Raw genomic sequence first — 18,397 nt, forward strand, 5'->3', positions numbered from 1 at the left:
TCCACGTTGCTGTGGGTCTCTTTCTGCTTATCAAAGATCTACACAATGTACTGCTGGGCGTTGAACTATATCGGGCAGATTACGCTAATAAAACCAAACATTAAGCGCCCATATATTGAGTATCCTTTTGTTAGTCGCTCTTTAAGTTGAAGAAGCAAATGATCCCGAATGATGGTGCTGGTAATCGCTTAACAACCGCTGCATTTTTTCCACCGTGCCGTCCGGATGGGGGACGTGGATGGAAACAGTCAAGCTTGGATCCTCCAAATATTGAAACGAAACAAGATCGAAATTTAAGATCCCGAGATTCGGACAACGAAGCGCCTTTGGGGCATCAATGGCGTCGAGAATCTCATGAGACTCCCAAAATTCCTGGAATTCAGGGCTGGCTTGACACAGCGCATTGAACTGTTCAGACCACCAAGGGTCGTCAACGTGACGCGCATACCCTGCATGGAATTTAGCGGCTATCCGGCGCGCATGCAGTTCCCATTGGTCTCCCTTGATGTAGCGAAAACGGGGAGAAGTAAAGGTCATCCAAACAAAATTTCGCTCTTTGTCCGACAAGATGGCGAGATCCCCGTTCAATGCGCAGTAGGCAGCATTCCAGGCAATGATGTTCATGCGTGCATCCATGACATTCGCCGGGGAAGTGTTTTGGCTATCCAAAAAACTTTGAAGCGCCCGGCTCACCTGAGTAGATACCTTCGTTTCTACTAAGGGGAGTTGTTTGCGTGCAAGAAAAAACAGATGCCTGCGTTCCGATTCATCAAGCCTAAGCGCAACGGCTATTCGCTCAAGGACCTCAGTAGATACGTTGATATGGCGGCCTTGTTCCAAATAGGTATACCAATCCAATCCCACGTCCGCCAACAAGGCAACCTCGCCGCGGCGAAGTCCAGGCGTGCGTCTGCGTCCGGACTCCGGCAATCCCACTTGCTTAGGGGTAATCCGTTCCCGGCGGATGCGCAAAAAACGGGCTAATTCCTCATAACGATCCAGCTTGATCGACATGATTACCATGCCTCCTATCGAATGATGAAAGTAGGATTCCCAATCCTACGATAACCAGATCTCTTCCTGGCTTTGTCGGGTCCGTATACACTAGATTATATCATCCTTCGGGATGAAGCAAGAATAGAAAGGGGCAGAGGATAGAGTTTGAACCTGTTCATGTCCATTCAAACCAAAATAATTGAGGTGATGAAAATGAAAGTAGCAGCAATTGTCGGAAGTATTCGTAAGGAATCGTATAATATGAAGTTGGCCCGCTACATTCAAAAACGTTACAAGCACTTTTTCCAGTTGGAGGTGTTAAACATTCGGGAGCTCCCCTTTTATGACCAGGATATTGAGGCTGCTCCACCGCAATCGGTTATCGATTTTAAGGCGAAGGTTGCAGCAGCAGATGCGGTATTATGGGTAACCCCAGAGTATAATTCGACAATTCCCGGCGTGATGGTGAATGCGATTGATTGGTTATCCCGCGTGGATCGAGTCATGATTGGGAAGCCCTCATGGATCATAGGGTCTTCCATGGGGATGCTGGGTTCGGTAAAAGGGCAGAGCCATCTGCGCGATATTCTGTTCGCGTCGGGCATTTCCTCACCACTTCTGCCGGGAAATGAAGTGTACATTGGCTTGGTTCATGAAAAGTTTGATGGAAAGGGTGAGTTGACGGACGAACCTACCATTCAGTATCTTGATCTCGTAGCGGAAAACTTCGTGAAATGGATGAAGGAGCAATCCCGACTGAAAGGGCTGCAAGACGCAAAATGAACATACTCAAACAAGAACCAAGGAGGAAAGGAATATGTATGAACATATCGTATTATTAAAACTGGGGCCTAACGTTACAATCGACGAACAAGAAGAAGCGGTGGAGTACGCCCATGCATTCAAGGATACAATTCCGGGCATTGTAGACCTTAGCGCCGGAATTAACGTCTCGGAAGAAGTGGAGCATAAGCAGGGTTATACGTTAGGCATTCGGGTAACCTTTACGAATCGGCAGGCTTGCCGGGATTATATTCAACATCCGCTGCATCAGAATTTGTTACAGCGAATCGGCCCATTAGTGGAAGGGATCGTTGTCGTGGACTACCCGTTTGCATGAACGCATCCCATTATCGTTTTTTAGAATCCGCAAAAGGAGATGGCTAGAATGGTAAAGAAGCTTGCCGGAAAAGTCGCTTTAATCACTGGCGCATCCAGAGGAATCGGCAAGAGGATAGCCGAAGATTTGGCACAACATGGCGCGAAGGTGGTCGTAAATTTTGCGAGCAGTTCGGAGCAAGCCACCGAGGTCGTACAGTCCATTAAAAAAAACGGCGGAGAAGCGGTGGCGGTCCAAGCCGATATCAGCCGCTTGAGCGAGCTGGAGAGAATATATAAAGAATCGCTTACGGCCTTTGGAAAGCTTGATATTGTTGTCAATAACGCGGGGATCATTATTACCAAACCGATTGTCGAGATCACGGAAGCGGACTATGACAGGCTATTCTCGATTAATGTGAAAGGAACATATTTTTCAAGTCAACTTGCGGCCAAGCATGTAAGTCCGAACGGCCGCATCATCAACTTCTCCACTTCTGTGGCGGGGCAGATGTTCCCAGCCTACAGTTTGTACGCTGGCTCCAAAGGAGCGGTGGAACAGTTTTCGCGTCAATTGGCGAAGGAGCTTGGAAAGAAAGGAATCACGATTAATGCAGTAGCGCCGGGCCCTGTCAATACCGTGCTTTTCACGGTTGGTAAAACGCAGGAACAAATCCAAGGGCTTGCCAACATGAACGCGTTCGGGCGTCTTGGGAAAGCCGAGGACATCGCAGCAGTCGTCCGTTTTCTTGCGAGCGAAGAGTCGCAGTGGGTGACAGGACAAACAATCCGCGCGAATGGTGGATTTATTTAGAAATAAGGAATAATGAAAACCGAATCCGCAGCATAATAGCTTCAAAAGCGGGTATGAAAGGAATTAGAAGCTGGCCGGTTGAGTAAACGATAAACCTTAATTTCCCGAAAACGGCATAGGAAAGTGCAAACTTGAGTCTAGGAATAGCGATTAGTAGTAAACTCGAACTGATGAGGCTGGCCGCACGTTGAGTCGTTCAATTAACGGGTAGGATAGTTTAATATTGTAATTAAATATTAAAATAGAAATAATACAGATTAATCCCTCCTAATTCATTAATTTTATTATTGAGTTTTCAGTCTATTCTGGAGTGGAAGTACCTGAAGAACTCAAAACAATTTGTTACCACACTCATTTTTCTAATATTAAGTGTAATTATTATGTATAATATAGGTTATTTCATTCAATTAATGGGCTTGAGTAGTTTGTGAACAGATAAGATATTGTGAAAAATTACACTTAAACAAATGGGTGCTATACTTGAACTTGAAAAGAACAACATAAGAATCCAAACTTGTTGTAATAATTTATGAGTGACAAAAATGGTTGTGTTTATGTCTTCTTGCAAATATTTTTAAAAAATGTTAAACTTTAGAAGAATTATTTTTGATCGGTGTAAAGGATAGTATAAGATTAACTTTTCGTCTTGATGATCACTGAGTGCAAGGATAGTAACACATTGTGTGCAAAGCACACAGCAGGAGGAAACAAAATGGAACAAGGTAAAGTAAAATGGTTTAACGCAGAAAAAGGTTTCGGATTTATCGAGCGTGAAGGCGGAGAAGACGTATTCGTTCATTTCTCAGCTATCCAAGGCGAAGGTTTCAAATCTTTAGACGAAGGTCAAACAGTTACTTTTGACGTTGAGCAAGGTCAACGTGGAGCTCAAGCGGCTAACGTGCGTAAAGCTTAATAATAAGAACAAACTAAAGCAGGCTCTTTATAGAGTCTGTTTTTTTTATTTCTTCTTTTAATAACAAGAAGCCCCACTCACGAATGAGTAGGGCAAATGGTAAACAAAGTGTAACATATTTTCACGAATTCTCCTAATTACCTTTGATTAAACATTTTAAAGTGCTTATTAAGAGATTGTCTAAAATTGTCCATCTTTATTGGTGTAATTCGTCTAACGAATGCATTTGTTACAACCTATTTTGAGACATCTTGTTTTTAGAATTGTACAGCCTGTAGTCCTTAGTTAATAAGACAAAGGCCTATTTTTTTTGATTTGCATATTGTTGGGCAAGAAGGAGTTTTACTTCATTATAGCTTAAGCCGGATTGACTATTCAGCCGTTTTACTTCTTCAATATCCGTACCGACTTTGCTATACCGTTTCTGTTCAAATGACATCTGAATTTCACTCCAATCTCTAAAGAAATTTTTTGTGGAAATGAAAAGTAACATTTTTGTCCATACTAGTAAAAAAAGGAGGCGGTTCCCATTTTTTACGGTAAAAGGGCTAAAGAAGAAGAGATTGAAACCATACTTGTTGATACTGAGGTTTACTCTTGCTCGGATGATGCTTGTATCGGCTGGATGAGAAAGGATTTTGTCGCAGACGATTTGCTATGTCCAATGTGCGGCAACCAAATGTTACAAGAAATAAGAGAGCTTCCAAAAATCTAAATAAATATTCTATTTATAAAAAGACTGTCACTGTAGTGGACAGTCTTTTATTCTTCAACGAAATCAAAAAAATGTTCTTCATATGCTCTCTTGGCAGATTCTGAGGATGTGAATATTGCATCATCATCCTCAATGACATGAAATGTTTCATTAAGAAATAATGCTAAGGCATTTGGGTCTTTCGGGTGCTGAACAATCTCTGCCGGTTGAACATTTGCTACAGAAGGAACATGCGGATTACGGTAGATGACATATACTTCATCCCCGGGTTTGGCAGTTTCTAAATCAATTATACTCATATTGAATAACCATCCTTTACAAATTTTCGTTTTGCTGTCTTATCTCATCCCCAGTTATAATCATATTAGCTTCTTCAAGTGCCTTGTGCTCGTTGACTGAATCTCCCGGTGAATTTTTTTTATTGGGGAAAACTGAGCCGTTATCGATGGTCACTAGCGGTTGTTCATCTGCAGGTGTCAAATAATCTTTCTTCTTAGCCATCAGTATCATCTCCTTATAGTAAAAGGTTTCACATAGAGAAATTGGTTTATGCCTTCCTAATTTTTTCCTAAGCGGAATATATTGTCTATAAAATAAAAACCCTCCATATAGAATGGAGGGCCTTTGTGTTACTCTTCTTTTTTTGATAAGCAGTGATCACATTCCATTAAGTAGCTTTCAGCCTGTTCATCCATATGTTGACCACACTCTGGACATTCCTTTTTTGGTAAGCTGCGGAAAAATTCAACTGGACTCATTAACATTTAAAACCCCTCCTCGAATAATACAGTTTATTGTATTCGCTTTTGTTGTAGTACAGTATAAATAAAAAAAATAAACTTTTGTTGGCTTTTGAAAGATGGAATATTACTGTGAACTACTCTTCTCTTTTAGATAAACAGCGGTCACATTCCATTAGATAACTCTCAGCTTGTTCCTCCATATGTTGACCACACTCTGGGCATTCCTTTTTTGGTAAGCTGCGGAAAAATTCAACTGGACTCATTAACATGTATAACCCCTCCTTTATTAATACAGTTTATTAAACATCCTCTTGTTATAGTACAGTATAAACAAAAAACTCCTTTTTGTGTAGACTTTTTTTAGAAAAATTTATCCTTTCTAAAAAAATAAGACTTTTGTCCCGAAATTCTATTTATGCTTTCCTTTAGTTTCATTTATAATGAGGGAGATAACCCGAGGATAAAATAAAGGCATGTTTCAAAAATATCACTTCCATACCTATTTAATTTACATTACAATCATAGTAGAAATACCTTGTAGACATTGGAGGGATGCAGTTTAATGGGGGCAATGCTAGGAATTTTTCATCCATACTTTATTATTATCGCCATTGGTTTAACAATTATGGCATCATATACAGCACTAGATATGTTTATCTTGATAAGATCGTCAAATCAAAATAAAAGACTGTTGTTTCTTGGCGGGACCTTATCGATGGGGATTGGGATATGGGTAATGAACTTTATGGCATTAATTTCGGCGGACACGAATCGCTTTACCAGTTATCATATACCTCTCACGATTCTTTCTATTTTTATCGGGATCGCATTTACTGGGATGGCGTTTCTTTGGTTTTTTGGAAAAACGATTAACATATTTCACTTACTAATTGGCAGCTTATTTTTAACCCTTGCTGTAATCGCCATTCAGGTTATTGGTTTATATGCAATGAATGTAAATATAGACTATAATATCGGCCTTATGATTTTTTCAGGATTGTTAATATTTGGCTCCTTTTTATTTTCAATGTGGATTCTTTTTTCTTCGACCTATTCCCAAGGGAATCAAGTTTGGTTAAAACCGATAAGTGCAATTATCATAACAGTAGCCATAGCGGAAGGACACTTTTTATTAAAAAGAGCTGCTATTACGACCAGCGGGGCGATATCTAAAGATCAAGCAGACAGTCCGTTCTTTATTTATTTGGTATTGTTTGTTTCAGTATTAATTATTGGCGGCTTGATCATTTCAAGTATGTTGATAAGCAAGCAATTAGCAACAACTGATACGAACTTAAAGGATATCACAGCAGCCCTCGATGCCTCGACAATTGTAGCTATTACGGACCCTAAAGGTATTATTACTTTTGTTAACGATAAATTCGAAGAAATTTCCAAATATAAAAAAGAGGAAATTATCGGAAAAAATCATCGAATCCTTAATTCAGGCTATCATTCAAAAGAATTCTTCCGAAATTTATGGCAAACCATTCAGGCAGGCACGATATGGCGTGGTGAGATTCGCAACAAAGCCAAGGATGGTTCTTTTTATTGGGTTGACACGACCATCGTTCCTTTTTTGAACTACAAAGGGAAGCCTGTCCAATATGTTGCTATTCGGTCTGATATCTCTAACAGGAAAAAGGCTGAAGAACATCTAAAAGAAATGATTAAAGAGAATGTTGATATAAAATTTGCTTTAGATCAATCGTCTATAGTAGCCTTTACAGATGCCAAAGGGAAAATCACTAGTGTAAATGATAAGTTTTGTGAAATTTCTAAGTACAATCGTAATGAAATTCTAGGGCAGGATCACCGAATCCTTAATTCTGGCTATCACTCCAAGGAATTTTTCAAGAACTTATGGAAAACAATCGGTTCTGGTAAAGTATGGAAGGGCGAATTAAGAAATAAAGCGAAGGATGGGACTTATTATTGGGTTGACACAACTATCGTTCCGTTTTTAAATGAACAGGGCAAACCATATCAGTATTTAGCCATTCGTAACGACATCACCGAACGAAAGAAAACAGAAGAAGTCCTCCACCGTCAGGATAAGCTTGCTGCAGTAGGACAATTGGCGGCAGGTGTTGCTCATGAAATCCGTAATCCGTTAACGTCCATGAAAGGGTATGCTGAGTTCTTACAGTTAGACGAAAAGGATCCAGAACGGATGGAATTTTTAAATATTATTCTGGATGAAATTGAGCGGGTTAATACCATTGTGGAGGATTTTATGGTACTAGCGAAACCTAAAGCGGTTGAATTAGAGGAAAAAAATGTTGTTCCAGTGATTCGGAATGTTGTTTCTTTGCTGGAATTTGAAGCTAGGAAAAAAAATGTCCGCTTGTCATTTGACTGCAATCAAGAGATTATCCAAATTGAATGTGATGAAAACCGGTTAAAGCAAGTTTTTCTTAACTTTATTAAAAATGGAATTGAGGCCATGCCAAATGGCGGAGAATTGAATGTGAAAACTGTCATTCATGATAATAATGTTCAAATCTCTATCCAGGATTCAGGTGTTGGAATTCCAAAAGAAAAATTAAAGAAACTGGGAGAACCATTTTTCACAACGAAGAAAAATGGAAACGGTCTAGGTTTAATGGTAAGTTTTAAAATCATTGAGAGTCATAATGGAAAAGTGTTTGTCGAAAGTGAACCAAATAAGGGAACAACGTTTAATATTTTATTACCTGCAAAAATTGCCTAGGACGAGAGTTACTCTCGTTTTTTTTATTATCATAAAAGTTCCTAAAACTTTAATAATTTTGAATCTACAAATGTATGAAATCGATTATGATGAATATATAGGTTTTATGATTCTATGGGAGGGGACCTGAGTGTCAGATACAAAATTGATAAAAACCATTTGTGGTTACTGTGGAACAGGCTGTGGTCTTGTCTTAGAAGTGGCGGATAACAAAATAATCAAAATCCGCGGAGATAAGGAAGCACCGGTAAATAAAGGACAAACGTGCGTAAAAGGAGCATTTGCGTATGAATATGTGAACGCCAAAAGTCGATTAAACTCACCACTTATTCGTAAAGCTGGAAAATTAATAGAAGCGACATGGGAAGAGGCTTATCAATATATTGCGAGCAAATTATCGGAGATAAAAACTACCTGGGGACCTAATGCCATCAGTATGTTTGCATGTGCGCGCAGTACTAATGAATCTAATTATGTAACGCAAAAATTTATGCGGACGGTTATCAACAGCAACAATATTGATGGCTGTAACCGAACGTGACATGCACCTAGTGTTGCCGGTCTGGCAACTATTTTTGGAAGCGGTTCCCCAACCAATACCCTTGAAGATTTTGATCGTGCAGAAGTGCTGCTGTTAATGGGCTCAAATACGACTGAAGCCCATCCTATTATTGCGAACCGCATGAAAAATGCTGTAAAAACGGGACTAAAAATCTTTGTCATTGATCCCCGGAGAATTGATATGGTTAAAGTGGCTCACCGGCATTTACAGATTAATGTAGGTACAGATATAGCTCTTATAAATGCTTTCATACGAGTTATCTTAAAAGAAGGTCTATACAATGCCGAGTTTATTAAGAAATTTACGGTTGATTTTGATCGGTTAGAAAGTCAGGTAGAACCTTATACACCTGAGTATGCTGCTATGATTACTGGTCTTTCCGCTGATGATATTGTAACAACTGCCAGAGAGTATGCGACGTCCAGCGGCTTTATGATAGCCTATACACTAGGTATTACAGAGCATCATTGCGGTGTAAATAATGTTTTTGATATCCGAATTTAGCTCTATTAACTGGGAACATCGGTAAACAAGGAACAGGGATTATGCCGCTGAGAGGGCAGAATAACGTCCAAGGAGCGGGTGATATGGGCTGTCTTCCTAATCAACTCGCCGGAGGGATGAGCTTAGCGAATAATGAATTTCGTGCCCGCTATGAAAAGGAGTGGGGGATTAAACTGAACCCATACCCAGGTGATACGCAAACACGAACTTTTGACCGTTTAGAGATGGGTGAGTTAAAAGCTCTTTATGTAATTGGTGAGAATCCGCTTTTAGCTGATGTTCATATGAATCATACGAAAACATTATTTGAAAAGCTTGATTTACTAATTGTCCAGGATATTTTCTTAACAGAAACGGCCCAATTGGCCGATGTAGTTCTTCCAGCTCGTTCTTGGGGTGAGGTGGATGGAACCTATACCAATACAGATCGTAGAATTCAGCGGGTTCGTAAGGCTGTTGAACCACATCCTAATACCAAAGAAGATTGGGAAATTCTTTGTGACCTTGCGACATTAATGGGTTATCCGATGCATTATCATAATAGTAAGGAAATCTGGAATGAGGTAAGAAAGCTTGCCTGGGAGATGTATGGTGGTATAACCTATGACCGTCTAGAAGAAGAATATAGTATTCACTATCCTTGTCCCGATGAAAATCATCCAGGAACTTTCATTATGCATGAACGGTTCCATAAACAGAATTCTGATATAAAAAAATCACGATTCGTTCCAGTTGATTATACTGAACCATTAGAATTGCCGGATCCGGAATATCCATTTTTGTTAACAACAGGCAGGCGTTATGAATCTTATAATACCCATTCGCAGACCCGCTTCTATGCAGCTGGAGTTAAAGTAAAACAAACAGAAGAAACGATTGATATCCATCCCGAAGATGCCCGCTCCCTTGGGATACAGGATGGCGAGGTGGTACAGGTTACTTCCCGCCGAGGGGAGCTTCAAGTAAAGGTGAAAATTACTGAACAAGTGGTTCCTGGACTTGTATTTATGAGCTTCCATTGGAGTGAAACACCAACTAACGTATTAACATTGAATGAATATGACCCCATCTCAGGCACTGCCGAATACAAAGCTTGTGCTGTTGCTATAACAAAGGTGTCTTAAGATCATTCCCAAAAAAGTGCAGCGGCTCCGCTGCACTTTTTTAGTATAATATTATTCTGAATATTTAGTTACTCAGAAATGCTATTGTAATATAATTGCCATTCTTGTAAACCAATTAACATCCCCCTGTTCTTTTTCTCGGATAAAAACATGTTATGATGAGAACAGTTAGTAGCGAAGAACATGGGAGGATATAGAAATGATCAAAAAAATAAAAGCATTCCTAGCAGTTGCTGCACTCTCAGGGACTGTAGGCGCTAATGTACATGCCGAAGAAATAACTGTTCAAGATGGAGATACCCTTTGGGGGATATCACAGGTACATAATACATCTGTAGATAAAATTAAAACCTGGAATCACCTTTCTACTGACCTGATTCATCCAGGAGATGTATTAACAATTGCAACGGAAAAACAATATACCGTACAACAGGATGATACATTAGGTGATATTGCGTTAAAATATCAAGTGCAAGTTAACCAGATTAAACAATGGAATAAATTAAATACAGACCTCATTCATCCAGGCTTAACTCTCATTATTTATGATAAGGTAACGGATAGTGTTAAAAATGCTGATGCAACAGATCTTAAGGAGGAAAATCCTGTTACAAATAATTTAGAAAAACCTGTTGCAAAATCAGTGGTAACAGCAGCCGAACCGACGACCACCACCATTACGGAACCAGTTCCGGCTGCTGAGCCTGTTAAGCCAGCACCAGTTTCTCAGCCGGCTAAAACAGCTGCGAATTCAGTGAAAACAGATAGCAGTGAAGAGAATAACAGCAAAGAAATCACGGTAAAGGCCACAGCTTATACAGCTTCATGTGAAGGTTGTTCAGGAACTACAGCAACAGGGGTAGATCTGAAGGCCAATCCTGATGCTAAAGTAATTGCCGTTGACCCAAAAGTTATTCCACTTGGAAGTAAAGTATATGTAGAAGGTTACGGAGTGGCTACTGCCGCAGATACAGGCGGTGCTATAAAAGGAAATAGAATCGATGTTTTTATCCCGACAGAGCACGGGGCTCTAGAATGGGGCAATAAACACATTACGGTTAAAATAATAGATTAAAAAAACTGCCAACTAGGCAGTTTTTTTGTGTTTAATTAACTAGCTTGTTTTACTACAGAACTTGTAACAGAGGCTTTTCTTTGATAGAAGAACCAGTTTAGTATAAATGAGATGACATAGAATCCAATAAAGAAGTAGAATGCAGTGACATAAGTTCCTGTTGAATTAATAGACCATCCGAAAAGTTTTGGAATAAAAAATGATCCATATGCGGCAAAGGCTGCTGAGAACCCGATAACAGGTGCTGCTTCTTTTGGAATAAAAATGGTTGGTATCATTTGGAATGTTGAACCAGACCCAATACCTGATGCTAGGAAAAGAATTAAGAAAGAGAACAGGAATCCATTAAATTGCTTTCCATTTAAGAAGTAAATAACACCAACTGCACCAATCCCCATAATGACTAATACATAGGCTGTCACTTTTGCTCCTCCAAGCTTATCGGCCATCCAGCCGCCAACAGGTCTAGCAGCTGCTGCAACTAATGCACCAAGGAAGGCGAGTGAAAGATGTTCAGGAAATTGTGATCTCAAAAGAAGCGGAAATGCAGCAGAGTAACCAATAAATGAACCAAATGTAGCTACATATAAAGCGGTCATTATCCATGTGTGTTTACGTTTAACGATAACAAATTGATCTGCCGCCGTTTGTTTTGCACCTGGTACGTTATCCATTTTAAAAATAGCAAGAATGGTCATGATGATAATTGGAATTACCCAGATAAACGCTGCATTTTGTAACCATACGGTTTGACCAGTTGCTAAAACTTGTTTGCCGCCAACGAAAGCAATAGTTCCTGATGTAATAATTAATGGTGTAACAAATTGGACCACTGATACTCCCATGTTTCCAAGACCACCGTTAATTCCAAGAGCTGTACCTTTTTCTTTTTTTGGATAGAAGAAGCTAATATTAGCGGATGATGATGAAAAGTTACCCCCGCCAAGACCACATAATGCAGCGAGTAATAACATAATTGTATACGGTGTGTCCGGATTTTGAACAGCAAAACCAATTCCTATTGCTGGGATTGCAAGTACGGCAGTAGAGATAACGGTCCAGTTCTTTCCTCCAAAAAATCCTACTGCAAAAGTATAAATGAAACGAAGTGTTGCGCCCACAAGTCCAGGAATAGCGGCAAGTGTTAATAATTGCTCTTCTGAAAAATGAAAGCCAACGTCATTGAGTCTAACGGCAACAACGGACCAAATTTGCCAAACAATAAAGGCCAACATAAGTGATGGTACAGAGATCCATAAATTTCTATTTGCGTGTTTTTTTCCTTCGGCTTTCCAGAACTTTTCATCTTCTGGATTCCAGTAATTAATTCGGGCCATGTGATTTTCCCCCTTAATGGTTAGTGTATTTATTTATTTTCAGCATTGGCTTGCTTGTGTTTTTACTATAAACTACATGCCAACTTGAAATTTGTGACGAACGTCACAAAAATAGTGAAGGAAATGTGAACACCTGCTATTAGACAAAAAGTTGTAATAATTAAGCTTGGTTAAAGCTAAGATGAAAAATAAAAAAAATCCTCAAACATGAGGATTTCTTGTATAAATATGTTTCTCGTTGAATTGCTCTTTCACTTCATAAAACATGCCTACATAGTTTTTGACATCTCCAGAATCATCTTTAATTGCGGTAATTGTAAGCCATTCTTTGTATATATCATTATTTTTGCGCTTATTCCATATAAAGCCTTCCCAATATCCATTTGTAAGTAAACTTTTCCACATTGCTTGATAAAATTCATTGGTATGCTCACCTGATTGAAGTACACTTGGCGTTTTTCCGATTACTTCCTTTAAACTATAACCAGTTATTCTTGAAAAGGCAGGATTTACATTTTGAATGATTCCATTTACGTCTGTTATACAAATACCATCAATGGCATGATTAACTATTTTCTGAGAAAGCTCTAATCTTTCTTGGTAATATAGCCAAATTGCGATCACAAGACTAGCTAAAGAAAATTCAGAAAGAGACATAAATCCAATCGCATAGTGCCCAGTCAAATTAAAGAAAATGGTGAGAATAAGCGGCGGGAAAAAACCCCCTAGACCACCCATGGCTGAAACTATCCCGTTGACAATTCCTGCTTGCTTGAAAAAGTATAAGGGGACCAGCTTAAAGATTGCCCCGTTTCCTAACCCAGCAAAGAAGGCGACTAACAAGCATCCAAATGAGTAAATAGGCAATGATGGTGTAAATGATAACAAAAAACCTGCAAGAGTTAAGCTAAAGAAAACAGCCATTAGTATTAAAAAGGGATTAATTTTATCACCAAGCCATCCCCCTACTGGACGGAACAAGGTTGCAAGCACAATAAAACCAGAGGTTCGTATTCCAGCATCAATTTTATCTAATTCAAATTGATTTACTAAGAAAGATGGTAAATAGATTGTAAAAGCAACAAATGAACCAAATGTGACAAAATAGAATATGCTTAATACCCATAGTTTTGGATTTTTATAAATTCCATTTAATTGCTCTGATAAGGAGTGGGTTATTTTTCGTTCTTGTTTATCACCAAATAAAAAGTTTAAAATGGCAAATAGAAGCATTAAAAAAAGAAAAAGGTTTACTGTAGATCTCCATCCAAAAGCATTGGCAAGAACAGGAGCTAAAAAAGCAGTTATTGCTGTTCCTATATTTCCAGCTCCATATATTCCATTAATAAATCCATGTTTGGTTTTTTCGTAATATTTTGGCAAAGAAGTAACGCCAATAGAAAAAACTGCACCGCCGAGCCCCAGCAATAACCCACCAATGATCAACATTTGAATGTTGCTCGAATACCTGATGATGATAATGGGAAAAAGAAGGAAGATAAAGCTTATACTAAATAAAATTCTGGCCCCATATCTGTTTGTCCAATAGCCTATTGGAACCCTTAATAGGGACCCAAGGATAACGGGTACTGCCGTTGCCCAGGCAATTTCAGTTGTTGTTAGATGAATATCTTCCTTAATAAATGGCATTAGAGAAGAAATTAATACCCAAACCATAAACCCTGCAATTAAACTACTTGTTTGAATAAATAATTGTCCTTTACCTTTTTTCATTGTCTTCCTCCCTGTAAAGCCGTTTTATCCTAATTTTGAACGAGTGTTTTGACCATTTATTAGCTAAATTCCTTTGATTTCCCTAAGTATTATAAACAACAATTAGAGAGAATACAGTGAGGTTCGACACTGCCAGATAAATATATTTACATATATTAATTGTAGTTGTATATTTTTCCTGTAATAGGTGTTTTACTATTACCATAATTTAAATGAAGTAAATTTTTCTTCAAAAATAATAAATCGGTTAGGAAGGATATAAAATGGAACAAAAAAAGTATTTTCTTGATCCTCCTAAAATCCTTGTTGTTGGATTTGCTTCTATTATTTTAATAGGGGCCATTTTATTAACGCTTCCTGCTGCAACTACAAATGGACATGGTCTGTCTTTTTTAAATGCATTGTTCACTGCTACATCAGCAACTTGCGTCACAGGTCTTGTTGTAGTGGATACGGGTACAACCTTTACAATATTTGGTCAAATTGTTATTTTGTCATTGATTCAAGTTGGAGGCCTTGGCTTTATGACATTCGCAACTTTTTTTGCCTTTTTATTAGGAAAAAAAATCTCTTTAAAGGAAAGAATACTACTGCAGGAATCTTTAAATAATCTTTCGATGGAAGGAATTGTCAGGCTTGCTAGAAGGATTATTATTTTTACGGGTGTGATTGAATTTATTGGAGCGCTTATATTAACGATTCGTTTTTCCTTCGATATGCCGCTTAGAAAAGCTATTTATTTTGGTATTTTTCATTCCATTTCCAACTTTAATAATGCAGGATTTGATTTAATGGGGGAATTTCATAGTTTAACAGGCTATGTGGAGGACCCAACTGTAACCCTAACCGTTTGTTTACTAATTATTTTGGGTGGAATTGGTTTCATTGTCATGAATGAACTATATGAATATCGAGCTATTAAACGCGTTTCACTGCATACAAAAATTGTCCTTTTAACAAGTGCTATTTTAGTCATTGTTGGAACTATCGGCATTTTTTTATTAGAGTATTCCAATCACCTGACATTAAAGCCATTATCCCTGACAGGAAAAATCCTAGGTTCCTTGTTTCAATCTGTCACAGCTAGAACGGCAGGTGCCAATACATTAAGTATCGGGGATTTAACTCAATCCAGCTTATTATTAATTATTTTGCTGATGTTTATCGGTGCTTCGCCTGGATCAACGGGAGGCGGGATAAAAACGACTACCTTTACCACATTACTAGGGGCAGTTTGGTCACAAATTCGCGGGAAAGAGGATGTTATTTTTTACCGTCAGCGTATTGAATATGAAACTATATACAAAGCTTTAACGGTAACATTTAGTGGACTGTTTCTCGTGATGTTCATGACACTTGTATTAACTATTTCTGAAAAAGGACATGAATTTTTAGCCATTCTTTTTGAGGTGACGTCTGCCTTTGCAACTGTGGGGCTTTCAATGGGATTAACACCTGAATTATCAGATATTGGCAAGATCTTGATTATGTTGACCATGTTTGCCGGAAGGGTGGGGCCTTTAACGATTGCATTTGCCGTGACTATGCGGAGAAACCCTGACCCGTTCCGCTATCCTAAAGGTAAAATTATGATTGGATAATGATTTCGTAAGACTCCTGTTAAACCAAACAGGAGTCTTTTTTGCTATGGTTATGATAAAATTTAAACATTAGAGATACAGATTGGAGTGAATATAATGAACTTTCCACAAATTGAAACCTTTGAAGGTCGACTAGAACTAATGAAATCTCTTGCAAAAAAGTTTTTAAAAAGAGCGCATCAAGTGGACATAGAGGGGGCCTTTCCTTTTGACAATATTGAAGATTTGAAAAATACAGGTTATACCACCTTAACAGTTCCCTCAAGATATGGGGGCAAGGAGATTTCCTTATATGAACTAGTTCGCCTGCAGGAAATGATTGCAGAAGGTGATGGGGCTACTGCGCTTTCTATTGGCTGGCATATGGGGATTATCATGAATCTCCATGAGAAAAGATCATGGGGTGAATCATTATTTAAGTTTTTGTGTGAAAAAGTAAACAATGGTGCATTGATTAACAGCGCACAAACTGAGCCTAAAACAGGCAGTCCAACACGGGGAGGAAGACCAGAAACTAACGCAGTAAAAACAGACCAGGGCTGGGTGATTACAGGCAGAAAAACCTTTACTACCATGGCACCTGTATTGGATTATTTTATTGTCAATGCAACAATAAAGGAAACCAATGAAATGGCCAACTTTTTAATCCCAAGAGAAACCAAGGGAGTAAAAATTGAAGAAACCTGGGATAGTATCGCTTTACGAGGAACGGGAAGTCATGATTTAATCCTTGAGAAGGTGATCATTCCTGAAGAATATCTTGTTGAAATGCCAAATGCAAAAGGCAGAAAGGCTAACGGATGGCTGCTTCATATTCCTGCCTGTTATCTTGGAATTGCCAAGGCAGCCCAAAGGTATGCGGTTCAATTTGCAAGCGAATATTCTCCAAACAGTATCAATGGTACTATTATTGATTTACCCAACGTAAGGCAAAAGATTGGTGAAATGGAACTAAAAATAATGCAGGCGGAGTCTTTTTTATACTCCATTGCAAAACAATGGGATTCCGCTGCAGAAAATGAGCGGGAAATGATGCTTCCGTCACTAGGGGCTGTTAAGTTAACGGTCACGAATGCGGCAATTTCAATTGTGGATTTAGCGATGAGAATAGTGGGAGCAAAAAGTTTATCCCTCCAAAACCCACTTCAACGATATTATCGCGATGTCCGGGCAGGCTTGCATAATCCTCCAATGGATGATATGACCATTGAGCTTTTGGCTAAGGGAAGCATTTTTATCCATCAAAATAATTTATAACTCTACGGCATTCGACAAGAACTTTAGAGATTACTAATAGATGCTTATTTATTTATATCTATGGGTATCTTAAGATAAAGGAGTGAGGAAGAATGCCAAGAGGTAAAGAATTAGAGCAGCTCCCAATGGCAAATATTGCTCCCGGAGCTGGCAAAGACGCTGGTAAATACAATCGGGAAGTCCTTGGGAGTATAGTACAAAATGAACAGCCCCAGCCTAGTGAGATTGAAAAAGAAAATGAAGACATGGTCTAATAGAGCAGGAATTGTCCTGCTCTTTTTTATTCAGTAAAAATAAAGACCATCTTTTCAGCGAAAAGATGGCAATCTGATTAATCTTCCATTAATTCATGAATCTCAACAATTGATCGTTCTTCAAGCGGTCCCCGTAAATGTACAGTGGCTGTTCTTCCGTCTTCATTTAACTGATCAATCCAAACGGAAGTTCCGTTATATTTAACTTCAATATCAGCAGAAGACGATAGAATTTGCTTTACTCGATTAACATTCATTTTTTTCACTCCTGAATTCTATGATGGTAATTTAGGTACAAATATATTGTAACCGTTTTCTTTTATTATATATTAATGAGTGGAATAGATATCAATTTGGTTGCCGTTAATTGTCCCATCTTCATGTAAATTCTCTAGGCTGCTAAGATAGTTCTCAAGTTCCACTTGCATTTCCTTTGGTGCACCAGGTTTTAAATGCCAATTTCCAGGCTCATCAACAAAATACGAGCTTTTTGTAAACTCCGGCCTCTTTCTAGGCATAAACTCACTCCCTTATTCCTTCAATAGTTAATCATAATGATAATAAAAAGAGTCTCAGGAAAGTTTGATTTATAACTTCCATCGTGCTTATGCTTACCAATAATTATATAATTATTCGATATCCAATCCGTAAAAGATAAGTCTATATTCTTATTGCCTCCCTGATTCGTTCGGGTTTATGATAGGTGAAATAAAGTGAGGTAACACTTTGGGGAAGATCAAATATTAGGCACATAAAAAAACAATTTTTATGAATGTGAAACCAAAACACCATGGACATCGTCTTATATATTTGAGAATAAAACAGTCATGTCCTACATAAAACGGTCATATGATAAAGGAGAATTTAATCAGAAGGACAGGTTGTCGAGAAATGTTGAAAAATAAGTAAAAATAACCTGTACGGTATTAATAAATCATACATAAAATGGCATATTTT

General features: G+C 38.4%; 23 protein-coding genes. 13 read left to right on the forward strand and 10 right to left on the reverse strand.

Going from position 1 to position 18,397, the window contains the following annotated elements; genetic code table 11:
* Positions 1 to 141: 141 nt before the first annotated feature.
* Positions 142 to 1,014, reverse strand: a complete 873-nt coding sequence (locus AAHB15_RS26660; protein ID WP_335572263.1) for a helix-turn-helix transcriptional regulator — start codon at positions 1,012 to 1,014, stop codon at positions 142 to 144.
* 195 nt (positions 1,015 to 1,209) lie between these two features.
* Between AAHB15_RS26660 and AAHB15_RS26665 the strand changes: the two genes are divergently transcribed.
* The 5 genes from AAHB15_RS26665 to AAHB15_RS26685 all read left to right on the forward strand — a co-directional run bounded on the left by AAHB15_RS26665 (position 1,210) and on the right by AAHB15_RS26685 (position 3,821).
* Positions 1,210 to 1,779 carry an NADPH-dependent FMN reductase gene (locus AAHB15_RS26665; RefSeq protein ID WP_335572262.1) on the forward strand — a complete coding sequence of 190 codons (570 nt, stop codon included), beginning with the start codon at positions 1,210 to 1,212 and terminating at the stop codon, positions 1,777 to 1,779.
* 34 nt (positions 1,780 to 1,813) lie between these two features.
* Positions 1,814 to 2,116 carry a Dabb family protein gene (locus AAHB15_RS26670; protein ID WP_335572261.1) on the forward strand — a complete coding sequence of 101 codons (303 nt, stop codon included), beginning with the start codon at positions 1,814 to 1,816 and terminating at the stop codon, positions 2,114 to 2,116.
* Positions 2,117 to 2,164: 48 nt separating this feature from the next.
* Positions 2,165 to 2,908 carry an SDR family oxidoreductase gene (locus tag AAHB15_RS26675; RefSeq protein WP_342043666.1) on the forward strand — a complete coding sequence of 248 codons (744 nt, stop codon included), beginning with the start codon at positions 2,165 to 2,167 and terminating at the stop codon, positions 2,906 to 2,908.
* A gap of 287 nt (positions 2,909 to 3,195) precedes the next feature.
* Entirely contained in the window at positions 3,196 to 3,339 is a 144-nt protein-coding gene (locus AAHB15_RS26680; RefSeq protein WP_335572259.1) for a DUF4181 domain-containing protein, read from the forward strand.
* Positions 3,340 to 3,620: 281 nt separating this feature from the next.
* A complete protein-coding gene (locus AAHB15_RS26685) occupies positions 3,621 to 3,821 on the forward strand; it encodes a cold-shock protein (protein WP_042463323.1) in 201 nt (66 codons plus the stop codon).
* Positions 3,822 to 4,122: 301 nt separating this feature from the next.
* Here the strand turns inward: AAHB15_RS26685 and AAHB15_RS26690 are convergent, their stop codons facing one another.
* Positions 4,123 to 4,260 (reverse strand): hypothetical protein, encoded by a 138-nt coding sequence (locus AAHB15_RS26690; protein ID WP_335572258.1) that lies wholly within the window; start codon positions 4,258 to 4,260, stop codon positions 4,123 to 4,125.
* Between the two features lie 90 nt (positions 4,261 to 4,350).
* Here AAHB15_RS26690 and AAHB15_RS26695 point away from each other — a divergent pair, with 90 nt between their 5' ends.
* Positions 4,351 to 4,536 carry a cold-inducible protein YdjO-related protein gene (locus AAHB15_RS26695; RefSeq protein ID WP_098529302.1) on the forward strand — a complete coding sequence of 62 codons (186 nt, stop codon included), beginning with the start codon at positions 4,351 to 4,353 and terminating at the stop codon, positions 4,534 to 4,536.
* Between the two features lie 47 nt (positions 4,537 to 4,583).
* Here AAHB15_RS26695 and AAHB15_RS26700 read toward each other — a convergent pair whose 3' ends face one another.
* The 4 genes from AAHB15_RS26700 to yhfH (AAHB15_RS26715) form a co-directional block, all read right to left on the reverse strand.
* Complete coding sequence (locus tag AAHB15_RS26700) at positions 4,584 to 4,835, reverse strand: transcriptional regulator SplA domain-containing protein (RefSeq protein WP_335572257.1); 252 nt, start codon at positions 4,833 to 4,835, stop codon at positions 4,584 to 4,586.
* Positions 4,836 to 4,851: 16 nt separating this feature from the next.
* Positions 4,852 to 5,037 (reverse strand): hypothetical protein, encoded by a 186-nt coding sequence (locus AAHB15_RS26705; protein ID WP_335572256.1) that lies wholly within the window; start codon positions 5,035 to 5,037, stop codon positions 4,852 to 4,854.
* 128 nt (positions 5,038 to 5,165) lie between these two features.
* A complete protein-coding gene (yhfH, locus tag AAHB15_RS26710) occupies positions 5,166 to 5,300 on the reverse strand; it encodes a protein YhfH (RefSeq protein ID WP_098529296.1) in 135 nt (44 codons plus the stop codon).
* Between the two features lie 113 nt (positions 5,301 to 5,413).
* Positions 5,414 to 5,548, reverse strand: coding sequence for a protein YhfH (gene yhfH / locus AAHB15_RS26715; protein ID WP_098529294.1), 135 nt, complete (start codon positions 5,546 to 5,548; stop codon positions 5,414 to 5,416).
* A gap of 293 nt (positions 5,549 to 5,841) precedes the next feature.
* Here yhfH (AAHB15_RS26715) and AAHB15_RS26720 point away from each other — a divergent pair, with 293 nt between their 5' ends.
* The 4 genes from AAHB15_RS26720 to AAHB15_RS26735 all read left to right on the forward strand — a co-directional run bounded on the left by AAHB15_RS26720 (position 5,842) and on the right by AAHB15_RS26735 (position 11,257).
* On the forward strand, positions 5,842 to 7,992 hold the full coding sequence (locus tag AAHB15_RS26720; protein WP_335572255.1) for a PAS domain S-box protein: 2,151 nt from the start codon (positions 5,842 to 5,844) through the stop codon (positions 7,990 to 7,992).
* Between the two features lie 199 nt (positions 7,993 to 8,191).
* Entirely contained in the window at positions 8,192 to 9,058 is an 867-nt protein-coding gene (locus AAHB15_RS26725) for a molybdopterin oxidoreductase family protein (RefSeq protein ID WP_342043677.1), read from the forward strand.
* Between the two features lie 41 nt (positions 9,059 to 9,099).
* Complete coding sequence (locus AAHB15_RS26730) at positions 9,100 to 10,182, forward strand: molybdopterin oxidoreductase family protein (RefSeq protein WP_342043667.1); 1,083 nt, start codon at positions 9,100 to 9,102, stop codon at positions 10,180 to 10,182.
* Positions 10,183 to 10,381: 199 nt separating this feature from the next.
* On the forward strand, positions 10,382 to 11,257 hold the full coding sequence (locus AAHB15_RS26735; protein WP_335572253.1) for a LysM peptidoglycan-binding domain-containing protein: 876 nt from the start codon (positions 10,382 to 10,384) through the stop codon (positions 11,255 to 11,257).
* Positions 11,258 to 11,292: 35 nt separating this feature from the next.
* Here AAHB15_RS26735 and AAHB15_RS26740 read toward each other — a convergent pair whose 3' ends face one another.
* The gene (locus AAHB15_RS26740) at positions 11,293 to 12,594 is read right to left on the reverse strand and encodes an MFS transporter (RefSeq protein WP_342043668.1); all 1,302 of its coding nucleotides are present in this window, start codon (positions 12,592 to 12,594) and stop codon (positions 11,293 to 11,295) included.
* 201 nt (positions 12,595 to 12,795) lie between these two features.
* Positions 12,796 to 14,328: an MFS transporter gene (locus AAHB15_RS26745; protein WP_342043669.1), complete on the reverse strand. Its 1,533-nt coding sequence runs from the start codon at positions 14,326 to 14,328 to the stop codon at positions 12,796 to 12,798.
* A 263-nt stretch (positions 14,329 to 14,591) separates the two neighbouring features.
* On the opposite strand from AAHB15_RS26745, the gene AAHB15_RS26750 reads away from it, so the two are divergent.
* The 3 genes from AAHB15_RS26750 to AAHB15_RS26760 all read left to right on the forward strand — a co-directional run bounded on the left by AAHB15_RS26750 (position 14,592) and on the right by AAHB15_RS26760 (position 17,440).
* Positions 14,592 to 15,929: a TrkH family potassium uptake protein gene (locus AAHB15_RS26750; RefSeq protein WP_335572250.1), complete on the forward strand. Its 1,338-nt coding sequence runs from the start codon at positions 14,592 to 14,594 to the stop codon at positions 15,927 to 15,929.
* Positions 15,930 to 16,025: 96 nt separating this feature from the next.
* A complete protein-coding gene (locus AAHB15_RS26755; RefSeq protein WP_335572249.1) occupies positions 16,026 to 17,186 on the forward strand; it encodes an acyl-CoA dehydrogenase family protein in 1,161 nt (386 codons plus the stop codon).
* Between the two features lie 92 nt (positions 17,187 to 17,278).
* Complete coding sequence (locus AAHB15_RS26760) at positions 17,279 to 17,440, forward strand: hypothetical protein (protein ID WP_176541147.1); 162 nt, start codon at positions 17,279 to 17,281, stop codon at positions 17,438 to 17,440.
* 77 nt (positions 17,441 to 17,517) lie between these two features.
* Here AAHB15_RS26760 and AAHB15_RS26765 read toward each other — a convergent pair whose 3' ends face one another.
* Positions 17,518 to 17,697 (reverse strand): H-type small acid-soluble spore protein, encoded by a 180-nt coding sequence (locus AAHB15_RS26765; RefSeq protein WP_098529276.1) that lies wholly within the window; start codon positions 17,695 to 17,697, stop codon positions 17,518 to 17,520.
* Between the two features lie 72 nt (positions 17,698 to 17,769).
* Complete coding sequence (locus AAHB15_RS26770; protein ID WP_342043670.1) at positions 17,770 to 17,958, reverse strand: hypothetical protein; 189 nt, start codon at positions 17,956 to 17,958, stop codon at positions 17,770 to 17,772.
* Positions 17,959 to 18,397: the final 439 nt, after the last annotated feature.

The organism is Bacillus sp. OTU2372 (genome assembly GCF_038440275.1).
In the GTDB taxonomy this organism is placed as follows: Bacteria; Bacillota; Bacilli; order Bacillales; family Cytobacillaceae; genus Neobacillus; species Neobacillus bataviensis_B.

Coding starts and splice junctions, on each gene's coding strand:
- AAHB15_RS26745 (WP_342043669.1), bottom strand. CDS start 14,328: ATGAAAAAAGGTAAAGGACAATTATTTATTCAAACAAGTAGTTTAATT.
- AAHB15_RS26675 (WP_342043666.1), top strand. CDS start 2,165: ATGGTAAAGAAGCTTGCCGGAAAAGTCGCTTTAATCACTGGCGCATCC.
- AAHB15_RS26770 (WP_342043670.1), bottom strand. CDS start 17,958: ATGCCTAGAAAGAGGCCGGAGTTTACAAAAAGCTCGTATTTTGTTGAT.
- AAHB15_RS26735 (WP_335572253.1), top strand. CDS start 10,382: ATGATCAAAAAAATAAAAGCATTCCTAGCAGTTGCTGCACTCTCAGGG.
- AAHB15_RS26720 (WP_335572255.1), top strand. CDS start 5,842: ATGGGGGCAATGCTAGGAATTTTTCATCCATACTTTATTATTATCGCC.
- yhfH (WP_098529294.1), bottom strand. CDS start 5,548: ATGTTAATGAGTCCAGTTGAATTTTTCCGCAGCTTACCAAAAAAGGAA.
- AAHB15_RS26685 (WP_042463323.1), top strand. CDS start 3,621: ATGGAACAAGGTAAAGTAAAATGGTTTAACGCAGAAAAAGGTTTCGGA.
- AAHB15_RS26755 (WP_335572249.1), top strand. CDS start 16,026: ATGAACTTTCCACAAATTGAAACCTTTGAAGGTCGACTAGAACTAATG.
- AAHB15_RS26705 (WP_335572256.1), bottom strand. CDS start 5,037: ATGGCTAAGAAGAAAGATTATTTGACACCTGCAGATGAACAACCGCTA.
- AAHB15_RS26765 (WP_098529276.1), bottom strand. CDS start 17,697: ATGAATGTTAATCGAGTAAAGCAAATTCTATCGTCTTCTGCTGATATT.
- AAHB15_RS26740 (WP_342043668.1), bottom strand. CDS start 12,594: ATGGCCCGAATTAATTACTGGAATCCAGAAGATGAAAAGTTCTGGAAA.
- AAHB15_RS26690 (WP_335572258.1), bottom strand. CDS start 4,260: ATGTCATTTGAACAGAAACGGTATAGCAAAGTCGGTACGGATATTGAA.
- AAHB15_RS26750 (WP_335572250.1), top strand. CDS start 14,592: ATGGAACAAAAAAAGTATTTTCTTGATCCTCCTAAAATCCTTGTTGTT.
- yhfH (WP_098529296.1), bottom strand. CDS start 5,300: ATGTTAATGAGTCCAGTTGAATTTTTCCGCAGCTTACCAAAAAAGGAA.
- AAHB15_RS26660 (WP_335572263.1), bottom strand. CDS start 1,014: ATGTCGATCAAGCTGGATCGTTATGAGGAATTAGCCCGTTTTTTGCGC.
- AAHB15_RS26700 (WP_335572257.1), bottom strand. CDS start 4,835: ATGAGTATAATTGATTTAGAAACTGCCAAACCCGGGGATGAAGTATAT.
- AAHB15_RS26665 (WP_335572262.1), top strand. CDS start 1,210: ATGAAAGTAGCAGCAATTGTCGGAAGTATTCGTAAGGAATCGTATAAT.
- AAHB15_RS26760 (WP_176541147.1), top strand. CDS start 17,279: ATGCCAAGAGGTAAAGAATTAGAGCAGCTCCCAATGGCAAATATTGCT.
- AAHB15_RS26730 (WP_342043667.1), top strand. CDS start 9,100: ATGCCGCTGAGAGGGCAGAATAACGTCCAAGGAGCGGGTGATATGGGC.
- AAHB15_RS26670 (WP_335572261.1), top strand. CDS start 1,814: ATGTATGAACATATCGTATTATTAAAACTGGGGCCTAACGTTACAATC.